Here is a 20,203-nt window from a genome sequence, read left to right as displayed (position 1 = left end):
ATGCTGAAGGAATACAAAACCATTAGAGAAGTTGCAGGTCCACTTATGCTGGTTGACCAAGTGGAGGGTGTAAAGTTCGATGAACTGGTTGAGATAGAAATGAAAAACGGTGAGCAGCGCCGCGGAAAAGTTCTTGAGGTTTCCGGAGACAAAGCGCTGGTACAGCTCTTTGAAGGCTCAACAGGATTGAACATCAATGAGAGTAAGGTTCGATTCACTGGACATAGTCTGGAACTGCCGGTTTCCACTGATATGTTGGGAAGAGTATTTGATGGTTTGGGAAGACCAAAGGATGGAGGACCTAAAATCATACCTGAATCAAGGAATGATATAAGTGGTAATCCTATAAACCCGGCTGCCAGAGACTATCCTTCTGAATTCATACAGACTGGTATATCTGCAATTGACGGACTTAACACACTTGTCAGGGGACAGAAGCTGCCTATTTTCTCAGGCTCCGGTCTGCCCCACGCAAGACTTGCTGCACAGATAGCGAGGCAGGCTAAGGTACTTGGTACAGAAAGCAAATTCGCTGTTGTATTTGCTGCTATAGGTATAACCTTTGAAGATGCAGATTACTTCATAGCTGACTTCAAAAGAACAGGTGCTATAGACAGAGCAGTTCTATTTATGAATCTCGCAAACGACCCTGCTATTGAGCGTATAGCCACACCTCGTATGGCACTCACAGCTGCAGAGTATCTGGCATATGAGAAGGATATGCAAGTGCTCGTAATAATGACAGATATAACAAATTACTGTGATGCTCTTCGTGAAGTATCGGCTGCACGAAAGGAAGTTCCCGGAAGAAGGGGTTATCCCGGATATTTGTATACCGACTTGGCTACTATATACGAAAGAGCAGGAAGAATTAGGGACAAAAAAGGATCAATAACACAGATTCCGATACTTTCAATGCCTGAAGATGACAAGACTCATCCAATACCTGACCTTACAGGCTATATAACAGAAGGTCAGATCATACTCAGCAGAGAGCTTTACAGAAAAGGTATCATGCCGCCTATAGACGTGCTTCCATCATTGTCGCGTCTTAAGGACAAAGGTATAGGCAAAAATAAGACAAGAGAAGATCATGCTGATACGATGAACCAGCTTTTCGCATCCTATGCAAGAGGTAAGGAAGCGAAAGAACTTGCGGTAATACTCGGTGAAGGTGCCCTTAGTGATACAGACAAACTTTTTGCTAAGTTTGCAGACGAGTTTGAGAAAAGATATGTATCACAGGGAGATAATGAGGATAGGAGCATAGAACAAACACTTACACTTGGCTGGGAGCTTCTTTCCATACTTCCGAGAGCAGAACTTAAGAGAATCAAAGATGAGTATATTGATAAATACCTGCCCAAAGGGGATGCATAGCATATGGCTAAACTTAATGTAAATCCTACGCGTATGGAGCTGACCGGCCTTAAGGGCAGACTAAAAACTGCTCAAAGAGGTCACAAGCTTCTGAAAGATAAGCAGGATGAGCTAATGAAAAAGTTCATAGATTATGTAAAGAAAAACATGGAACTGAGAGAAGCTGTAGAAAAGGAACTTACAGTTGCTTTCAAAAACTTTCTTATTGCCAGAGCGGTAATGTCTTCCGAAGTGTTGGAAGAAGCTATAATGTATCCTACTCAGAAGATAAACCTTGAGATGAGCGTAAAGAATATAATGAGTGTAAACTCTCCTGTGTTCAATCTTGTGAGGGAGGATAACAAGGAAGCTTCCAGCATATATCCCTACGGCTTTGCAACAACCTCAGGAGAGCTGGATGGCGCAATACATTCACTGCAAGAGGTCTTTGACAAGCTGATTGAGTTGGCTCAGGTGGAGAAGACCTGTCAGCTTATGGCTGATGAGATAGAGAAGACAAGACGTAGAGTTAATGCCCTGGAATATATAATGATTCCACAGCTCATTGAAACAGTAAAATACATTACCATGAAGCTTGACGAGAATGAGAGAGGCAGCAGAGTAAGGCTCATGAAGGTCAAGGATATGATGGAAAAGCAAAAAGCTAATGCTTAAGGAAAATCCGCAGGAAGCCCTGCGGACTTTTTTTAGCTATTGGACTCTACAAAAGTTGTGCAGCCTGTTCCTTCTGTTGAGTGAGCAACACCATCACCCAGTGGATTTACCTCTATTACATTGGCGCTGCAGAAATGACTATCATTATAGTAGCAAGTGTCTACATTACATTTTATGCTGTGATTGTGAGCATGCATTTTATTGTTTGTAAGATTGTTGCTAGTTATATTGTTATGCATAAATACACCTCCTTAAAATAATGGTACGAGGTGTGAGGTGCGAGGTGCGAGGATTAAAGAAGGGCTTCGAAGCAATTCTGAAACCACGAACCGCGAACCGCGAACCGCGAACCAACGTCAGTATATTAATTGCTGACGATTCTATTTTTTGCAAAATAGCATTATTAATACTGCTAAATTTGTGTTAAATAGTGGAGAGGAAAATAATTACTAAAAAAAAATAATTATGGAATAGAGGAATATTTAGTTTTATATAGAAATATATATAATAAAATATATACAAAATTGAAAGGGGAAAAGATTATGTGGAAATGTAGTGTGTGCGGGTATATACATTTTGGAGATGAAGCTCCGGAAAAATGTCCGAAATGCGGTTCTCCAAAGGAAAAGTTTGTAGAGCTTACAGAAGAACAGGCCGCTTTGATTGCAAAGTCAGGAAGAACCAATGACTTACATATGATTTTCTGCCATCTTATGGACAAAGTCATCAAGGTATGTGATGAAGGCATTGAGCTGAACCTGGATCCGGGCTGCGTTGCAACCTTCAAGAAAGGCAAGGAGCAGTGCGAGATATTGAAAAACATATCAAAAGCAGAAATAGCAACTCATATAATGAAAAATAAGTGGTAAAACCAATAAAAAGTAAAAAGTCCGGTGCAACCGGACTTTTTACTTTTTTGTTCAGATTTTGTTTACATCGCTGCGCGCATGACTATTATGATACAAACCGTGCATTTCTTAACCAGTAATTACAATAGACAAGGCTATGGAATCAATGGGTCAGATAAATATGTAAACTTTAGACAATTTATTCACAAACGTTTACGAAATGCAGAGAATATTAAGTATGTGCTATATGATTTAGCATAAATAATATACTAAAGTTGGTAAAATACCCAATTATAGATATAAAATTATTGATAATAAGTTATCAAAGATTATAATATTTTGAATATTGACATTGTTAAGCCATTAAAGTACAATAAATTTAAAGAACATAGTAAACGTTTGCAATAATAATTATTCAGTATCTGAACATTTCTATTCAGCAGCACAATCTTCTATTGATATGTAGTAGGCGGTGATCCATGCCCAAGGTTTTCAACATCTTTACAAATCACAAAAGAGAAAAATCCAATTGACAGAGTAGTTTGAACTAAAAAAGAAGATAGGTAAAATGAAACTTCATGCATATATGTGACATGTCTTATTTTGCTACGCTATTAAATGAACATTACTACCAATACAATGACTAACAGGAGTTGCCAGGGACAAGGAAATTTTATATGGTATGAACTCATATTCCACCTCTGCATGCAGTGGGGTATGGGCTTATATAAATAGAATACATAAAAAAAGGGGGAAAGTTAATGAAAAAACTATTGGCAACGACATTAGTATTGGTAATGTGCGTGTCCCTGTTTTCCGGATGTGCTCCGGCAGCTCCCGCAGCTTCAGCACCAGCAGAAGCACCCAAACCAGCAGAAAAAATAATAATAGGTGTAACAATGTCTGACTTCAATGACAAGTGGCTATCCTACATGCTGGACGCAATGCAGGCATATTCAAAGAATGTTATAGACGTAGAAGTAATATATGTTGACGGCAAAGCTGATGTCAACAAGCAGCTTGGGCAGGTAGAAACTTTCATAGCTCAAGGTTGCAAAGCAATAGTAGTTAATCCTGTTAATACAGACGCAACAGAGCCAATGACCAAAGCCGCAAAGGAAGCAGGAATTCCTCTCATAAGCGTCAACAGATTGTTCAAGAACCAGTCGGAAGCTACTTCCTATGTCGGTTCCGAATCAATCAAGGCGGGTATCATAGAAATGGAATACCTGGCAGAGAAAATGGGTGGCAAGGGGAATGTTGCTATACTCGTTGGTGACCCTGGAAATGAAGCAGCAGTAAAGAGGACAGAAGGCTTCAAAGAAGTTATAAAGAAATACCCCGATATCAAGATAGTAGCAGAACAGATAGGTATGTGGCAGAGAGACAAGGGTATGACTATAATGGAAAACTGGCTTCAGTCTGACCTGAAGATTGATGCAGTTGCTTCCAATAACGACGAAATGGCTATAGGAGCATTAAAGGCAATAGAAGCCGCCGGCAAGCTTGGAACAATTCTTGTTGGTGGAATTGACGCTACTCCTGACGCTCTTGAATACATGAAGGCCGGCAAGCTTAATGTAACAGTATTCCAGGATGCATCAGGCCAGGGTGAAGGTGCAATAAAGACAGCTATTGCAGCAGCAAAGGGTGAAAAGGTTGAACCTATCGTTTGGATTCCTTTTGAGCTTGTTAAACCAGAAGAAGTTGACAAGTTTATTGCTAAGTGGAAATAAAGATAAATAGAGTTCGATAATTAAAACTATGAAGGATACCGGCCTAAGGCTGGTATCCTTTACAAAAAATGAGGTAGAGGCTATGGAAAAAGAATATATTTTGGAAATGGCGAATATATCAAAAGCGTTCCCGGGGGTTCAAGCTTTAGATGATGTGCAGTTCAAGGTGGAAAAAGGTTCTGTACATGCATTGATGGGCGAAAACGGCGCGGGCAAGTCAACCCTTATGAAAATTCTTATAGGTATCTACCATCCTGACAATGGCAGCATCAAGTTCAAGGGAAACATCATTGAGCTTCAGAATACCCATGATGCTTTAACCAGAGGCATTTCAATGATACATCAGGAATTAACCTCTGTACCTTATATGACAGTGGCAGAAAATATTTTTTTAGGCAGGGAGCCCAGCTACGGGAAAACCGGTCTGGTAAAGAAACGCCAGATGTGCAAGGATACCCTTGAATTGCTGCAGAAGCTGGATATAAAGATAAATCCCAAGGCTAAAATGTGCAAGCTAAGTATTGCCAATATGCAGATGGTGGAAATAGCAAAAGCGATTTCATATAACTCGGATTTGATAATAATGGACGAACCTACTTCCGCTATCACTGAAAAGGAAGTAGAGCATCTGTTTAAAATAATCAAAACTCTAAAGGAAAAGGGTGTTTCGGTAATCTATATAACTCACAAAATGGATGAAGTGTTTAGGATTGCAGATGATATTTCTGTTTTTAGAGACGGCAAATATATAGGAACAGAAGCATCCAGGAATATGACGAAGGATAAGCTTATAGAAATGATGGTGGGCAGGGAGCTTAAGAATATATTTGATAAACAGGAGACTGAAATAAATGAAGTGGTTTTATCTGTTAAAAAGCTTACCAGAGAAGGCGAGTTCAGAGATATCAGCTTTGAACTTCACAAGGGCGAGATTTTAGGAATTGCAGGGCTTATGGGTGCAGGCAGGACAGAGGTGATGGAATGCCTCTTCGGAGTTAGAAGAGCAACCTCGGGAGAAGTCCACATAAATGGCAAAGCAGTAAAGATTAAATCGCCCAGAGATGCAATCAGCCATAAGATGGCGCTGCTTACTGAGGATAGAAAGAAAAACGGCTTATTCCTCGTATTGCCTGTTAGAAGCAATATAATAGTTTCAAGCATTGATGAATATTTGAAGGGCATTTTGCTAAAGAAGAAAGAAATCAATACAGTATGTGATAGCGAAAAAGGCCGATTGGATATAAAGACACCGAGCATGGATCAAAAAATTAAGTTTTTGAGTGGAGGAAATCAGCAGAAGGTTCTCATTTCAAGGTGGCTGTTGACCCATCCCGACATATTGATTCTGGATGAGCCGACCAGAGGAATTGATGTAGGGGCCAAGTCAGAGATTCATAAGCTGATGTCAAACCTGGCGGCTCAGGGAAAAGCAATAATAATGATTTCTTCAGAACTTCCTGAAATCTTGGGGATGAGCGATAGGATACTTGTCATGCACGAAGGTAATCAGGTTGGGATATTGAATAGAGAGGAAGCCACCCAGGAAAAGATTCTCGAATATGCAACCGGTCTGGTGGGCTGATATGAAATCGAAAATCAATGTATATCGGGAGGAAATTTAAATGGATGATAAAAACATAGTTCCGGCTAAAAAACAAAGTCTAGTGAAGGGCAATGAAGGAACAAAGGCATTTATAAGTGATTTTATCCGAAAGTATGGTATTTTTCTTATCTTCATCGGGATGTTAATCTTAATGTCAGTATTGTCGCCTTCCTTTTTTAAGGTTAGAAACCTATTAAATATTGTAAGGCAGATGTCCATTATTGCTATTGTGGCTATGGGTGTCACAATGGTTATTATCACTACCGGGATAGACCTGGCATCTGGCTCGGTAATAGCGCTGGTCTCGGTTATGACAGCTAAATTCGCCCATCCAAATACATATCCGCTCATTGTACCATTACTGATAGGCTTGGCTGTTGGTGCAGGTACCGGTCTTGTGAGCGGAACAATTGTAGCAAAGGGGAAAATACCCCCATTTATTGCAACCCTGGGTATGATGACTGCTGCCAGAGGAGTTGCACTGCTATTGAGCGACGGCAAGCCCATTGGGGATTTTACCAAGGAGTTCGAGTTCATTGGCGGAGGCCACATCCTGGGGATACCGGTGCCAATAATAATATTATTTTTAGTAGCGGTAATATCTCATATACTTTTGAATAATACAAAGTTTGGGAGCTATGTATATGCAATAGGCGGAAATGAAAACTCAGCAGTTGTATCCGGTGTCAATGTCGATAAATATAAAATGCTTATATACTCATATGCAGGACTGTTGTCTGCAGTTGCCGGTATAATTCTGACCTCAAGAATCAGCTCGGGACAGCCGGGTGCGGGACAGGGTTTTGAGCTTGATGCTATTGCATCTGCGGTAATAGGGGGAACCAGTTTATCAGGAGGTATCGGGACCATTCCCGGTACGATCATTGGTGCTCTTATAATCGGTGTCCTGAATAACGGACTTGACCTTTTGAATGTGTCTGCATATTGGCAGCAGATAGTAAAGGGAGCGATTATAGTAGGAGCTGTATTGCTTGATGAAAGAAAGAACAGATCAAAATAAAGCTCTAGTAGGATTGAGATATCAATTCGAAAGGGCACCTTATTACCAAATTATGTAAACGTTTACATTGAATTATAAAATTTAAATGATTAAAAGGAGAGTTTTTATGAGCAAGAAGATTAAGATTGGTATCATCGGTGCAGGAAGAATAGGAAAACTTCATGCCGAAAACATTTCATACTTTATTCCGGAAGTAGAGATAAAATCAATAGCGGATATTTTTGCAGACCAAATCAAAGATTGGGCTTATGGACTGGGAATAAAAAATGTGGTAAAGGACTATCATGAAATTTTAAGTGATCCAGAAATCAGCGCTGTACTTATATGTTCCTCTACCAATACTCATGCTCAAATTTCCATTGAAGCAGCTGAGGCTGGGAAGCACATATTCTGTGAAAAGCCGGTAGATTTAAGCATAGACAAAATAAAAAGGGCAATTGAAGCTGTAGAAAAAGCAGGTGTAAAATTTCAGGTAGGCTTCAACAGGAGATTCGATCATAACTTCAAGAAGGTCAGGGATCTTGTGCTGGAAGGTAAAGTAGGAGAGCCCCATATAATCAGAATCACATCAAGAGACCCTGCTCCTCCACCAATTGAGTACGTAAAGGTATCAGGTGGGATATTCCTTGATATGACTATACATGATTTTGATATGGCAAGATATCTTTCAGGCAGCGAGGTCGAAGAGGTTTATGTTCAGGCAGCAGCGCTGGTAGATCCGGCTATCGGAAAAGCGGGAGATGTTGATACAGCAGTAGTTGTTTTAAAGTTCGAGAATGGTGCCATAGGAGTAATTGATAACAGCAGAAAAGCTGCTTACGGCTATGACCAAAGAGTGGAAGTGTTCGGCTCGAAAGGAAGCGCGGCGGCATCCAATGATACCCCTACCAATACAATTCTGAGTACTGAAGAAGGAGTGCAAGGAGATAAGCCACTGTATTTCTTCCTGGAAAGATACAAGGAGTCCTTTATAGCTGAAATGAGAGATTTCTTTAGTGCTATATTAAATGACAAAGATACTCCTGTTACGGCTATAGATGGCTTGAAGCCGGTAATCATAGGCCTTGCAGCAAAGAAATCCCTTGCTGAAGGCAGACCTGTTAAAACCAGCGAGATAACGGCTTAAGGAACAAGTGTAATAAGTGTTAGGAGGATTGGAATATGAAGGTATGCTTTAATCAAGCTACAACTATGAAAAACTCTACGTTAGAGAAGGATTTGGAGCTGTGCGAAAAGCATGGCTATGAACTGATAGAAATCAGGCTGGATAAATTAAGGGATTACCTGAAGACACATAGCATAGAAGAGCTGGCCGCATTCTTTGAAAAGAGCAGAATAAAGCCCTATGCGTTCAATGCTCTCGAGTTCATAACCTTCAGGGATGAAGCGGGCTATAGGCAGATAAAGGAAGACTTGGTATTTCTCTGCCAGGTGGGAGAAAAGATAAAATGCAAGAAGATTGTTGTAGTGCCAACCTTTGATGTAGGGCAATACACTAAGACTCAGATAAAGGACGAATCTGTAAGGTCTCTTAAGGAGCTTGCCGACATTGCTTCAAAGTACAGTGTAAAACTTGCTTATGAATTTGTTGGCTATCCAAGCTGTTCTGTAAATACATTAAGTCAGACCTATGAGATAGTAAAAGCCGTAGACAGGGAAGATGTCGGATTGGTATTGGACTGCTTCCACTTCCATGCGATGAACTCAAGAATTGAGGACTTGGAAAAGGTAGACTCCAAAAAAATATTCATATTCCATATAGATGACTCTGAGGATTTACCCGTAGGAGCGCTGAGAGACAACAATAGACTGTGGCCGGGGGAAGGCGCTATAGACCTAAACTCTATTCTTAAAACTCTAAAGTCCATAGGCTATAGTGAAATGGTCTCGGTGGAGCTATTCCGACCGGAATATTGGGATTGGGACATAGAACGAACCATTAAGGTCGGCAAGGAGAAGACTGAAGAGGCAGTTGGCAGGTATTTTGAAATAGAGTAATAAATGCACTGTAAGGGAGTAATGTATAGATGAGAATCAGACAGGATAAGCACTTTGACTTCGGCTATAACAGCATTACTGAGATGAAGGGCAAACACAGTGATGTGCTTATGGATTTCGGAATCCTTCGGCTTGCAAAGGGCCAGATTGAAACTGATTTCGAAGAAAAAGAAAGAGCATACTTGCTTATTAGAGGAGAGGTAGTATTTGAATGGCAGGGGAATAAAGAGAGAGCTTTAAGAAAATCCTGCTTTGATGAAAGTCCATGGTGCCTTCATGTACCTGCAGGGATAGTGGTTAAAATCACCGGATTGGGTGAGGATTCTGAGCTTGCAGTACAAAAGACTGATAATGAAAGAGCTTTTGCTGCTAAATTCTATATGTCTTCAGATTGTAGAAGTGAGGAACGGGGCAAGGGGACAATGAAGGAAACCTCCACCAGGACAGTAAGGACTATTTTTGATTACAGCAATGCGGATTATTCAAACCTTGTACTCGGAGAAGTGATAGACCATCCGGGAAGATGGTCAAGTTACCCGCCTCATCACCATCCGCAGCCGGAGATATATTACTATAAATTCTATCCGGAGAATGGTTTCGGATATGCCGAGGTGGGAGAAGAAGTACTCAAGGTACAAAATAATGACACGGTAAAAATCGGGGAAGGCATGACTCACCCCCAGGCAACAGCTCCGGGATATGCCATGTACTATCTTTGGGTAATAAGGCATTTGGACCGCAACCCATACATTGAACCGGTATTTTTAGAGGAGCATTTATGGGTGACTAAGCCGGATGCAAGGATTTGGCCGGATAAGTAGGGTACTGCTAATCTGAAGCATTTTATGAGTAAAGAGGGGAAAAAGATGAAAACGATTAGATTGACCATGGCGCAAGCTTTATTGAAGTTCCTCGACAATCAATATGTGGAGGTAGACGGGAAAGAAAATAAATTTGTAAAAGGTGTTTTCGGGATATTCGGTCATGGCTGTGTTACGGGGCTTGGTCAGGCTTTGGAACAGGGAGGCCATGAGCTGGTGTATTATCAGGGCCATAATGAGCAGGGCATGGTGCATGTTGCAACAGCATATGCAAAGCAGAAGAACAGGAAAGAGATATTCGCCTGCACATCATCCATTGGTCCTGGCGCACTAAATATGGTGACAGCAGCTGCCACAGCCACCGTCAACAGAATACCGGTACTGCTGCTTCCCGGTGATACTTTTGCCTGCAGGCAGCCGGATCCCGTGCTTCAGCAGGTGGAGCAGCCAACAAGCCATACTATAACCGCAAATGATGCATTTAGAGCAGTCAGCAAATACTGGGATAGAATTGAAAGGCCTGAGCAGTTAATGACTGCTGCTATCAATGCTATGAGAGTGCTTACAGATCCTGCCGAAACAGGTGCTGTTACCCTTTGCATGCCTCAAGATGTGGAAGCGGAGGCTTATGATTACCCGGTAGAATTCTTTAATAAGAGAGTGCATCACATTGAAAGAAGACTTATAACAATTGGAGAGCTAAAACGAGCTGTTGATTTGATAAGAAAAAAGAGAAGGCCGATTATTATATGCGGCGGTGGAGTAGCGTATTCAGAGGCTCATGAAGAGCTCGAGAGATTTGCAGAAGCTTTCAACATACCTTTTGGAGAAACTCAGGCAGGTAAGGGCTTGATATCTTGGAACCACAGGCTCAACCTGGGAGGAATAGGCGTTACAGGGGGTCTTGCTGCAAATATAATGGCAAAGGATGCAGATTTAGTAATTGGTATAGGAACCAGGTTCTCGGATTTTACGACTGCATCAAAATCGGCTTTTAAGAATCCGAATGTTGAGTTTATGGCAATAAACGTAAGCAGCTTTGATGCAATGAAGCTGGATGCTTTGACCGTGGTAGCGGATGCCAAGGAAGCCTTGAAAGCCATTAGAGAGGCATTGGAGGCAATAGAATACAAGACTGGTTATGAGAACGAAAAGATAGCTGAAGTAAAAGATGAATGGGATAAGGAAGTTGACAGGCTTTATTCTGTTGAGCTGGAGGTTGGACTTTCACAGACCCGTGTTCTTGGAGAACTGAACAAGCTCTTGGATGAGGATGCGATTGTAGTGGGATCTTCAGGAAGCCTTCCGGGATGCCTTCAGCGCTTGTGGCGTTCAACCAAGCCTAAGACCTATAATATGGAATACGGATTTTCCTGTATGGGTTACGAAGTAGCAGGATCCTTGGGTGTAAAGCTGGCTGAGCCTGATAGGGAAGTGTATTCAATGGTTGGTGATGGCAGTTACCTGATGCTGCACTCTGAGCTTTTCACCAGTATACAGGAAGGTCGCAAGATAAATGTGCTGTTATTTGACAACTATGGATTCCAATGCATTAAGAATCTTCAGATCTCACAGGGAACTGACCAATTTGGAAATGAGTTCCGCTATCGCGATAAGGAGACAGGGCGGTTGACAGGGGATATTGTACCTGTGGACTTTGCTGCCAACGCAAGGAGCTACGGAGCCAAAACATATACGGCAACAAACATAAATGAGCTGCGGTATGCATTGGAAGAAGTAAAAAAATCTGCAGTTTCAACCCTTATAGATATAAAAGTTCTGCCCGGAACAATGTCAGGGGGTTACGAATCCTGGTGGCGCGTTGGTGTAGCTGAGGTATCAACCAGCGAAAAAGTTAAAGCCGCGTATGAAGAAATGGAAAAGCAAATAGAGATAGCAAGAAAATATTAAAGTATATGGGGGAATTGATATGCTTGATAAAAATAAGGTTATGCTGGGTATTGCCCCAATAGCATGGACTAATGACGATATACCGGAGTTGGGGGGAGAGAATACCTTTGAGCAGTGTATTAGTGAAATGGCTCTTTCTGGCTTTACAGGCAGTGAGATAGGCAATAAATATCCAAGAGATACTAAAGTTCTAAAAAAGGCTTTGGAACTAAGAGGAATACGTATTTGCAATGCGTGGTTCAGTGCTTTTCTTACAACAAAGCCCCAGGATGAAACTGTAGCTGAATTCATTAAGCATAGGGACTTTCTGTATGAGATGGGCGCAGGAGTCATAGGAGTTGCGGAGCAGGGACACAGCATTCAGGGGAAGACTGATTTGCCCGTTTTCGACAATAAGCCTGCATTTACTGATGAAGAATGGAAACGTCTTGCAGGAGGACTAGAAGTATTTGGACGTTTAGCTGCGGAAAAAGGGATGATAGTTGCGTATCATCACCATATGGGTACGGGTGTGCAGACTCTTGAAGAAATTGATCGTCTGATGTCCACAACAGATCCTAACCTCGTGCACCTGCTCTTTGACTCGGGACATCTCGCCTTCTCGGGGGAGAATCCAGAGAAAGTGCTAAAGAAGTATATTAACAGAGTTAAACATGTACATTTGAAGGATATAAGAGAGGATGTACTGGATAAGGTTAAAAGGGAAAAGATGAGCTTCCTTCAGGGAGTCAGAGAAGGAGTTTTCACGGTTCCGGGGGATGGGATGATAGATTTCGTACCGTTGTTCAAGCTGCTGCAGGATAACAATTACAGTGGCTGGATGGTGGTAGAGGCTGAGCAGGACCCGGCAAAAGCCAATCCTTTTGAATATGCAGTGAAAGCAAGAAATTATATAAGAGAAAAAACGGGTCTTTAGATTTAATATTCAAAAACAAAGGATATTTGACAGAATCCAATTGGAGGAAAGTGTATGGATATTAAGAAAGAGTCCTTGAAGCTTCATCAGGAATGGAAGGGGAAAATAGAGGTTGCAAGCAGAGTTCCTGTCAATAATAAGCAGGATCTGTCCCTTGCATATACTCCCGGTGTTGCTGAGGCATGTCTGGAGATACAAAAGGATGTAAATCTCTCCTACGAGCTTACAAGGAGATGGAATCTTGTAGCTGTTGTTACAGATGGTACTGCGGTTCTTGGACTTGGGGACATTGGAGCAGAAGCGGGTATGCCGGTTATGGAGGGTAAATGTGTACTCTTCAAGACCTTTGGAGATGTGGATGCGTTTCCCCTTTGCATTAGGTCGAAGGACACTGATGAAATTGTCAATACAGTAAAGCTTCTTGCGGGAAGCTTCGGAGGGGTAAACCTCGAAGATATATCTGCGCCCAGATGCTTTGAAATTGAAAGAAGACTTAAGGCGGAATGCGACATTCCAATTTTCCACGATGACCAGCATGGGACAGCAGTTGTAGTACTTGCTGCAATGCTTAATGCTCTAAAGGTCGTTGGTAAGGATATTAGTAAAATAGAAGTGGTGGTAAATGGCTCGGGTGCCGCAGGCATAGCTGTTACCAAGCTTCTTATGAGCATGGGTCTTAAAAAGGTAACACTGTGTGACACAAAGGGAGCAATATATGAAGGCAGAGAAAATCTTAACGCTGAGAAGGAGCTTATGGCGAGGATATCCAACCTTGAGAAGAAAAAGGGAACACTAAGGGATGTCTTGACCGGTGCTGATGTATTTATAGGAGTATCGGCCGCCGGAGTATTAACCCAGGACATGGTTGCGTCCATGGCTAAGGACCCTATCATATTTGCCATGGCAAATCCTTTACCTGAGATTATGCCGGATTTGGCGAAGCAAGCAGGGGCCAAGGTTATAGGTACCGGACGTTCAGATTTTCCAAACCAGATTAATAATGTGCTTGCTTTCCCGGGAATTTTCAGGGGTGCACTTGATGTAAGAGCCAAGGATATAAATGACCATATGAAGATTGCTGCAGCCAAGGCACTGGCATCTCTTGTAAGTAATGAAGAACTGACACAGGATTATATACTCCCGCTGCCTTTTGATCCAAGAGTTGGCAAGGCAGTAGCAGAGGCGGTTGCGAAAGCTGCCAGGGAAATCGGGATGGCAAGAATCTAAGGGGGCTTACAAGTGAGAATTTCATTAGGCTTTTTTATCTGAGGCTTTCTCAGCCCTTGGAAGCAAGGCAAAAGTCATAGTAATGCCATATGGAGGCTCAACACTTCCTGCAATTGTCTAAAAAGCTCTGACAGCTGGGAGAAGAAAAAAGTATTTTATGGAGGTATGAATATGATAAAGGTTGGAGTAGCCGGATACGGCGTAATCGGGCAGAGGCTTGCCGACGGGGTGGCAAGTCAAGGAGATATGAAGCTTGTAGGTGTCGCTGATGTCGCACCTACACTTGCTGTCCGTGCATTAAAGGAAAAAGGAATGCCCTACAACTTGTACCTGGCGGTACAGGATAACAAGAGTCAATTTGATGAGCTTAACATACCGGTTTCGGGAACTTTGGAGGAACTGGTGCAGGAAGTGGATATAATGCTTGATGCCACCAGCGCCGGAGTCGGTGCAATGAATAAGGAGCTTTATGCCAGGTACAACAAGAAGGCAATCTTCCAAGGCGGTGAAAAGAACAGTGTAGCTGACGTATTCTTCCATGGATATGCCAATTATGAGAAAGGACTCGGCGCACAGTTTTTAAAGCTTACATCCTGCAATACCACAGGGCTGATTAGGTCGGTGGATTGTCTTGACAGACTATATGGTATAGATAAAGTAGCAATTACAATAATCAGGCGTGTAGCAGATCCGGGTGACTACCATAGGGGGCTCACTAACGCTCTTCAGATTGATAAGGCTCCAAGCCATCAAGCATTGGATCTTATGACAATAATGCCCCATGTGGATGCAACCGGAATACTTGTACACACACCTGTAACCCATGGACACATTATAACAGTATTGGCAACCGGCAAGAAGAAAATCACCAAGGAAATGGCTCTTGAAGCCTTTAAGACCCATGACAGGATAAGAGTAGTGAGGATTGCTGACGGATTCCTCGGGAACGCTTCGTTGTTCAGATATGCAAGAGACCTTGGAAATCCAAGGGGGGACATGTATGAAATAGCAATGTGGGAAGAGTCCATAGTAGAATCCGGGAATGATATCATGTATGCAATCAATATCCCGCAGGAAGCCGTAACAATCCCTGAGACAATAGACGGTATAAGGGCTGCGCTTGAAATGCAGACAGAAAGACTGGAAGCTGTAGCAGAAACCAATAAATATTTGGGGTTAGGAAAATGGAAATAAAATATGGGAAAATAAGAACCATTGATGAATTTGACTATAAGGGAAGGACAGTGCTTCTGAGGGTGGATGTCAATTCACCCATTGATCCTTCAACAAAAAGGATAGTCAACGAGAATAGAATAAAAGCAAGTATACCTACTATAAGGGATATACTGCAAAAAGGTGCAAAGCTGGCTATAATTGCCCACCAAGGAGATACCTTGGATTATCAGAATCTTGTACCTATGAACGAACATGCAGAAAAGCTTTCAGCATATTTGGGCGTACAAGTGAAATACATAGATGATGTCGCGGGTCCGGCAGCTCAGGAGGCTGTTAAGAATCTTAAAGAGGGGGAGGCTATCCTTCTCGGAAACCTCAGGTATCTTTCCGAGGAGATTTCTACCTTTGAAAATGTTGTAAAGCTTAAGCCTGAGGAAATGCTGGAAACTTATCTCGTGCGCAATCTAGCACCCCTCGCGGACTATTACGTAAATGATGCCTTTGCTGCAGCCCACAGGAATGCTCCATCAATGGTAGCTTTTCAGGAGCTTCTTCCCACAGCAGGGGGCAGGCAGCTGATTGAGGAATACAGTGCACTAACCAGGGTGATGAAAACGCCGGCGAAGCCATCAATATTTGTACTTGGAGGGGCTAAAATATCTGATGCTTTCGGTATGATGAAGCAGGTTTTGGAAAACGGCACTACAGATAAGATACTATCCTGCGGCATAACCGGAGAAATTATGCTTCTGGCAATGGGAAAAGCGCTGGGCAGCAGGAAGATGGGATTTCTAAAGGATAGGGAATTGCTTCTATATGTTGAGCCTGCAAGGGAGTATTTGAGGGATTACCCCGGCAAGATAGAAGTCCCTGTAGACCTGGCTTATGAATTGGACGGTGAAAGGCATGAGCTATCTGTGTTTGAACTGCCACAGGAAGAGCTGTATATGGATATTGGTTCAGGGACAATAGAGAGGTATAAAAGAGTAATTGCTGAGGCTGGCACAATTTTTGTAAATGGCCCTGCCGGAGTGTATGAGAACAAATTGTTTGAAAACGGCACAAGAGAAATCTGGAATGCCATAGCTGATTCAAAGGGTTACTCAGTAATAGGCGGAGGGGACACAGTCAGCGCAGCGTCGAGGTTTATAAATCTTGAAAAAATAAGCTATGTCTGTACTGCCGGTGGAGCAATGGTAAGATTCCTATCTGGGAAAAAGCTTCCTTTGATTGAGGCGATGGAGAAGGCATATGACAGGGCTAAAAGTTTGTAAATTAAGTATATATTTGCTATAATTTAGTAGAAAAAGTCTTAGAACGGAGAAAAACTATGCAAGTAACAATTAAGGATATAGCAAAAAAAATTGGTATTTCATATGCTACAGTTTCAAGAGCGTTGAATGATAGAGCTGGGGTGAATGCTGAGACAAGAGAAATAGTGCTGGAAGAGGCAAGAAAGATGGGCTATCAGCCCAATGCAATAGCAAGGGGTTTGGTTATGAAGTATACACATACCATTGCACTTGTCATTCCTGATATAACTAATCCTTTCTTTCCGGAAATTGTAAGAAGTGTAGAGGATGTAGCCAGTGAGCATGGATACAATACTTTTTTATGCAATACAAACTGGGATGTGGAAAAGGAGCAGTCTTACTTGAAATTACTGCAGGAGAAGAGAGTAGACGGCATAATACTAAAACCTGCATCTGACTCTGCGGAGAATAATTTTGGGAACATCACCGTCCCCTTGGTACTTCTCGATAGAACCTCACAGAATGACAGCTTCAGCTGCATTGAGGTAGATGATGAACGGGGAGGATTTCTGGCAACCAAGCATCTCATAGAATCAGGCTACAAAAGGATTGCCTTCATAGGAGGGAAACCTGATTCATACACGAATTCTAAAAGAATAGAAGGCTATAAGCAAGCACTCAGCAGATATAAGTATGAAATAGATGAAACACTTATTGTAAATGGAAGCTTTAAGACCAAAAGCGGTTATGAGATCATGAATAAGCTCATTAAGTCCGGTAATATTCCGGATGCAGTTTTTTCGGGCAATGACGTGATAGCGCTCGGAGTAATGCAAAGTGCTGAAGAAAACGGGCTGATTGTGCCCGGCGATCTTGGAATAGTAGGATACGATGATATAGATTATGCTAAGCTTCCGCAGATACAGCTGACAACAATTGCTCAGCCAAAGTGTCAGATAGGCAAGTGCGCTGTAGAATTGCTGTTAAAGGAGATCAATGACAGTGAAAACAAGGAATCGAAAATAATCATATTAGAACCTGAGTTAATAGTAAGAAGCACAACAAGAGAAGAGCATAAATGGTAGAGGTCCAATCCTTTCATTAAGGAGGCTGATCAGATGAAAAAGATAAGAATGGGCATCGTAGGCTTGGGACGATTGGGATTGAAGCATGCCGAGGATCTGGCTTTCAAGATACCAAACGCAGAACTCATTGCAGTCTGCAGCATTAAGAAGGAAGAAATTGATTATGTACAAAGCAGCTGGAATATAAAATATGGCTACACTGATTATTATGAAATGATTAGGAATGCTGAACTGGATGCAGTTGCTATAGTATCGCCGTCTCCGGTGCACTGTGCACAGATTGAAGCAGCTCTTGAAGCAGGATTGCATGTGTTTAGCGAAAAACCCCTTGGTGTTACAGTTGAAGAATGCAAGCTTGCAGAGCGGGCGGTGGAGAAGCATCCTGACAAGGTATTCATGCTGGGCTTTATGAGAAGGTATGATCCATCCTATGCTTACGCAAAGCAGAAGTTAAACGAGGGTGCAATTGGAAAACCATTTTTGCTCAGAGCCACAAGCGCGGATCCGGAGAAAGCAGTAGTCGGAGCTATTAAATTCGCAGCAACAAGCGGAGGAATGTTCCTCGATATGATGATACATGACATTGATCTTGCAAGGTGGTTTTTAGACTCAGAAGCAAGGAGCGTATATGCTGTTGGCGGTTGTTATGTCCACAAGGAATTCGGTCAGTTCGGAGATAGCGATAATGCCTGTGCCCTAATGCAATTCAAGAACGATACCATGGCTATGTTCTACTCCGGGAGGACTGCTCCTCACGGCTACCATGTGGAAACGGAAATCGTTGGTACGAAAGGTACCCTTAGAGTAGGTGCTACCCCTCAAAAGAATCTGGTTACCATATTCAACGAGCATGGAGCAGTTCAGGAATGCGTCTCAGGTTTTCCGGAAAGATTTGAACAGGCCTATCTGTTGGAAAAGCAGGAATTCATAAATTGCATTTTAGAGAATCGGAGACCTGAGGTTACAGTATATGACGGGACAAAATCCACAGAAATAGCATATAAGGCCACTGAATCCTTCAGGGAGAATAAGCTGGTAGTAATAGATTAGTGCAAGGATCCAGGAAAGTATGATATTTTTCATATCTTTTCTGGATTTTTTATTAGTGATATTTTTTGCAGTATTAAAAAAATTTTGTAGAATTTATAGAAAATAAATTTTATTTAATGTAAAATAAAATTGGAGGATGGAAAACAAAAGATGGCGGGCTTAAAATTTATGGGGGTGTTTAATCTAAATGGGAATTAAATTTGCTAGTAGAATGGACAACATCAAGGGATCCGCTATTCGTGAACTACTAAAGCTTACTGAAGAGCCAGACATAATATCATTTGCAGGAGGACTTCCGGCGCCTGAGCTTTTTCCTATCGAGGAAATGGAACAGGTATGCTGCAGAGTATTGCGGGAAGACGGAAAGGCTGCAATGCAATATAGCTCAACAGATGGTTATCTGCCGCTCAGGGCAAAGATAGCTAAAAGGGCAGTAAAGCTTGGAATAAATGTAGAAGCTGAAGATATACTTATGACAAGCGGTTCACAGCAGGGTCTTGAGTTCTCTGGCAAAATATTCATTAATGAGGGTGACGTGGTAATATGTGAAAGCCCGAGCTATTTGGGCGCATTGAGTGCTTTCAAAGCTTATCAGCCTAAATTCGTTGAAATACCAATGGACGAAGACGGGATGATAATAGAAGATTTGGAGAAAGCTTTGGCAGCGAACAACAATGTAAAATTCATATACACTATTCCTGATTTCCAGAACCCTACAGGCAGGACTTTAAGCCTTGAAAGAAGAAAACGTCTAATGGAGCTTGCTACCAAGTATGAGATACCTGTTATAGAAGATAATCCATACGGTGAGCTCAGATTTGAAGGCGAGATAATGCCATCGCTAAAGTGCTTCGATCCAAAGAATCTTGTAATTCATCTGGGAACTTTCTCAAAGATTTTCGCGCCGGGCTTGAGACTTGGATGGGTCATAGCTGAGCCGGAAATACTTCATAAATATAACCTGGTCAAGCAGGGTGCCGACTTGCAGTGTAGCACCATTGCTCAGAGGGAAGTTGACAAGTTTCTTGAAATGTATGATATCGAAGCGCATATAGAAAAAATTAAAAAAGTATACAAAACTAGAAGAGACTTAATGCTTGAGGTCATGAGGGCAGAATTCCCAAAGGGTACAACATACACTACCCCGAGCGGAGGACTTTTTGCATGGGCTACATTCCCGAAGGAAATTGATGCTGCAGAGCTGCTCAAGAAAGCTTTGGAGCAGAAAGTAGCATTTGTACCTGGTGAACCCTTCTATCCAAATGGCGGTAATGCAAATCACTGTAGATTGAACTATTCGAATATGCCAGATGATAAGATAGTAGAAGGAATGAAAAGACTTGCTAAAGTATTGAAAGCGTTTTAGATCAAAAAATCTCCGAGAAATCGGAGATTTTTATTTTGAGTTTAATATGTAACTAATTTGGTAAAAATATATGTAGTATATGGTAAAAAGCTAAGCATAATAGTATAATATGCTTAATCTCAAAAAAAACAAATAGGTTTTTTGGAAAATGCAACTAC

At 41.8% G+C, this 20,203-nt stretch carries 18 protein-coding genes; 17 read left to right on the top strand and 1 reads right to left on the bottom strand.

Annotated features, from left to right (window positions below; genetic code table 11):
- On the top strand, window positions 1–1,380 hold the full coding sequence (locus VEB00_09405) for a V-type ATP synthase subunit B (protein HYF83226.1): 1,380 nt from the start codon (window positions 1–3) through the stop codon (window positions 1,378–1,380).
- A 3-nt stretch (window positions 1,381–1,383) separates the two neighbouring features.
- Window positions 1,384–2,034, top strand: coding sequence for a V-type ATP synthase subunit D (locus tag VEB00_09400; GenBank protein HYF83225.1), 651 nt, complete (start codon window positions 1,384–1,386; stop codon window positions 2,032–2,034).
- Window positions 2,035–2,066: 32 nt separating this feature from the next.
- Here VEB00_09400 and VEB00_09395 read toward each other — a convergent pair whose 3' ends face one another.
- On the bottom strand, window positions 2,067–2,273 hold the full coding sequence (locus VEB00_09395) for a DUF1540 domain-containing protein (protein ID HYF83224.1): 207 nt from the start codon (window positions 2,271–2,273) through the stop codon (window positions 2,067–2,069).
- Window positions 2,274–2,576: 303 nt separating this feature from the next.
- On the opposite strand from VEB00_09395, the gene VEB00_09390 reads away from it, so the two are divergent.
- From VEB00_09390 to VEB00_09320, 15 genes are all read left to right on the top strand, one after another.
- On the top strand, window positions 2,577–2,903 hold the full coding sequence (locus tag VEB00_09390) for a rubredoxin (GenBank protein HYF83223.1): 327 nt from the start codon (window positions 2,577–2,579) through the stop codon (window positions 2,901–2,903).
- A gap of 740 nt (window positions 2,904–3,643) precedes the next feature.
- Window positions 3,644–4,618, top strand: a complete 975-nt coding sequence (locus tag VEB00_09385; protein HYF83222.1) for a sugar ABC transporter substrate-binding protein — start codon at window positions 3,644–3,646, stop codon at window positions 4,616–4,618.
- Window positions 4,619–4,700: 82 nt separating this feature from the next.
- A complete protein-coding gene (locus VEB00_09380; protein ID HYF83221.1) occupies window positions 4,701–6,200 on the top strand; it encodes a sugar ABC transporter ATP-binding protein in 1,500 nt (499 codons plus the stop codon).
- A gap of 40 nt (window positions 6,201–6,240) precedes the next feature.
- Window positions 6,241–7,242: an ABC transporter permease gene (locus tag VEB00_09375; GenBank protein ID HYF83220.1), complete on the top strand. Its 1,002-nt coding sequence runs from the start codon at window positions 6,241–6,243 to the stop codon at window positions 7,240–7,242.
- A gap of 106 nt (window positions 7,243–7,348) precedes the next feature.
- The gene (iolG, locus tag VEB00_09370; protein ID HYF83219.1) at window positions 7,349–8,368 is read left to right on the top strand and encodes an inositol 2-dehydrogenase; all 1,020 of its coding nucleotides are present in this window, start codon (window positions 7,349–7,351) and stop codon (window positions 8,366–8,368) included.
- 35 nt (window positions 8,369–8,403) lie between these two features.
- Window positions 8,404–9,240, top strand: coding sequence for a sugar phosphate isomerase/epimerase (locus tag VEB00_09365; protein ID HYF83218.1), 837 nt, complete (start codon window positions 8,404–8,406; stop codon window positions 9,238–9,240).
- A 29-nt stretch (window positions 9,241–9,269) separates the two neighbouring features.
- Window positions 9,270–10,061, top strand: coding sequence for a 5-deoxy-glucuronate isomerase (locus VEB00_09360; protein HYF83217.1), 792 nt, complete (start codon window positions 9,270–9,272; stop codon window positions 10,059–10,061).
- Window positions 10,062–10,106: 45 nt separating this feature from the next.
- Entirely contained in the window at window positions 10,107–11,972 is a 1,866-nt protein-coding gene (gene iolD / locus VEB00_09355) for a 3D-(3,5/4)-trihydroxycyclohexane-1,2-dione acylhydrolase (decyclizing) (protein ID HYF83216.1), read from the top strand.
- A gap of 19 nt (window positions 11,973–11,991) precedes the next feature.
- Window positions 11,992–12,888, top strand: coding sequence for a myo-inosose-2 dehydratase (iolE, locus tag VEB00_09350; GenBank protein ID HYF83215.1), 897 nt, complete (start codon window positions 11,992–11,994; stop codon window positions 12,886–12,888).
- A gap of 54 nt (window positions 12,889–12,942) precedes the next feature.
- Entirely contained in the window at window positions 12,943–14,115 is a 1,173-nt protein-coding gene (locus VEB00_09345) for a malic enzyme-like NAD(P)-binding protein (protein ID HYF83214.1), read from the top strand.
- Between the two features lie 171 nt (window positions 14,116–14,286).
- Complete coding sequence (locus tag VEB00_09340) at window positions 14,287–15,309, top strand: type II glyceraldehyde-3-phosphate dehydrogenase (protein HYF83213.1); 1,023 nt, start codon at window positions 14,287–14,289, stop codon at window positions 15,307–15,309.
- Window positions 15,300–16,565: a phosphoglycerate kinase gene (gene pgk, locus VEB00_09335; protein HYF83212.1), complete on the top strand. Its 1,266-nt coding sequence runs from the start codon at window positions 15,300–15,302 to the stop codon at window positions 16,563–16,565. Before VEB00_09340 ends, pgk begins: the two co-directional genes overlap by 10 nt.
- A 56-nt stretch (window positions 16,566–16,621) precedes the next feature.
- Window positions 16,622–17,629: a LacI family DNA-binding transcriptional regulator gene (locus VEB00_09330; GenBank protein HYF83211.1), complete on the top strand. Its 1,008-nt coding sequence runs from the start codon at window positions 16,622–16,624 to the stop codon at window positions 17,627–17,629.
- Between the two features lie 33 nt (window positions 17,630–17,662).
- On the top strand, window positions 17,663–18,679 hold the full coding sequence (gene iolG / locus VEB00_09325) for an inositol 2-dehydrogenase (GenBank protein HYF83210.1): 1,017 nt from the start codon (window positions 17,663–17,665) through the stop codon (window positions 18,677–18,679).
- A 187-nt stretch (window positions 18,680–18,866) separates the two neighbouring features.
- Window positions 18,867–20,045, top strand: coding sequence for a PLP-dependent aminotransferase family protein (locus VEB00_09320; GenBank protein HYF83209.1), 1,179 nt, complete (start codon window positions 18,867–18,869; stop codon window positions 20,043–20,045).
- Window positions 20,046–20,203: the final 158 nt, after the last annotated feature.

The organism is Clostridia bacterium, from assembly GCA_035628995.1.
Lineage (GTDB): Bacteria > Bacillota > Clostridia > Lutisporales > Lutisporaceae > BRH-c25.
Note: the sequence above shows the minus strand (reverse complement) of the source record. Positions and strands in the feature narration are given on the sequence as shown.

Coding starts and splice junctions, on each gene's coding strand:
- VEB00_09405 (HYF83226.1), top strand. CDS start 1: ATGCTGAAGGAATACAAAACCATTAGAGAAGTTGCAGGTCCACTTATG.
- iolD (HYF83216.1), top strand. CDS start 10,107: ATGAAAACGATTAGATTGACCATGGCGCAAGCTTTATTGAAGTTCCTC.
- pgk (HYF83212.1), top strand. CDS start 15,300: ATGGAAATAAAATATGGGAAAATAAGAACCATTGATGAATTTGACTAT.
- VEB00_09385 (HYF83222.1), top strand. CDS start 3,644: ATGAAAAAACTATTGGCAACGACATTAGTATTGGTAATGTGCGTGTCC.
- iolG (HYF83219.1), top strand. CDS start 7,349: ATGAGCAAGAAGATTAAGATTGGTATCATCGGTGCAGGAAGAATAGGA.
- iolG (HYF83210.1), top strand. CDS start 17,663: ATGAAAAAGATAAGAATGGGCATCGTAGGCTTGGGACGATTGGGATTG.
- VEB00_09320 (HYF83209.1), top strand. CDS start 18,867: ATGGGAATTAAATTTGCTAGTAGAATGGACAACATCAAGGGATCCGCT.
- VEB00_09365 (HYF83218.1), top strand. CDS start 8,404: ATGAAGGTATGCTTTAATCAAGCTACAACTATGAAAAACTCTACGTTA.
- VEB00_09390 (HYF83223.1), top strand. CDS start 2,577: ATGTGGAAATGTAGTGTGTGCGGGTATATACATTTTGGAGATGAAGCT.
- VEB00_09340 (HYF83213.1), top strand. CDS start 14,287: ATGATAAAGGTTGGAGTAGCCGGATACGGCGTAATCGGGCAGAGGCTT.
- VEB00_09400 (HYF83225.1), top strand. CDS start 1,384: ATGGCTAAACTTAATGTAAATCCTACGCGTATGGAGCTGACCGGCCTT.
- iolE (HYF83215.1), top strand. CDS start 11,992: ATGCTTGATAAAAATAAGGTTATGCTGGGTATTGCCCCAATAGCATGG.
- VEB00_09395 (HYF83224.1), bottom strand. CDS start 2,273: ATGCATAACAATATAACTAGCAACAATCTTACAAACAATAAAATGCAT.
- VEB00_09330 (HYF83211.1), top strand. CDS start 16,622: ATGCAAGTAACAATTAAGGATATAGCAAAAAAAATTGGTATTTCATAT.
- VEB00_09380 (HYF83221.1), top strand. CDS start 4,701: ATGGAAAAAGAATATATTTTGGAAATGGCGAATATATCAAAAGCGTTC.
- VEB00_09360 (HYF83217.1), top strand. CDS start 9,270: ATGAGAATCAGACAGGATAAGCACTTTGACTTCGGCTATAACAGCATT.
- VEB00_09375 (HYF83220.1), top strand. CDS start 6,241: ATGGATGATAAAAACATAGTTCCGGCTAAAAAACAAAGTCTAGTGAAG.
- VEB00_09345 (HYF83214.1), top strand. CDS start 12,943: ATGGATATTAAGAAAGAGTCCTTGAAGCTTCATCAGGAATGGAAGGGG.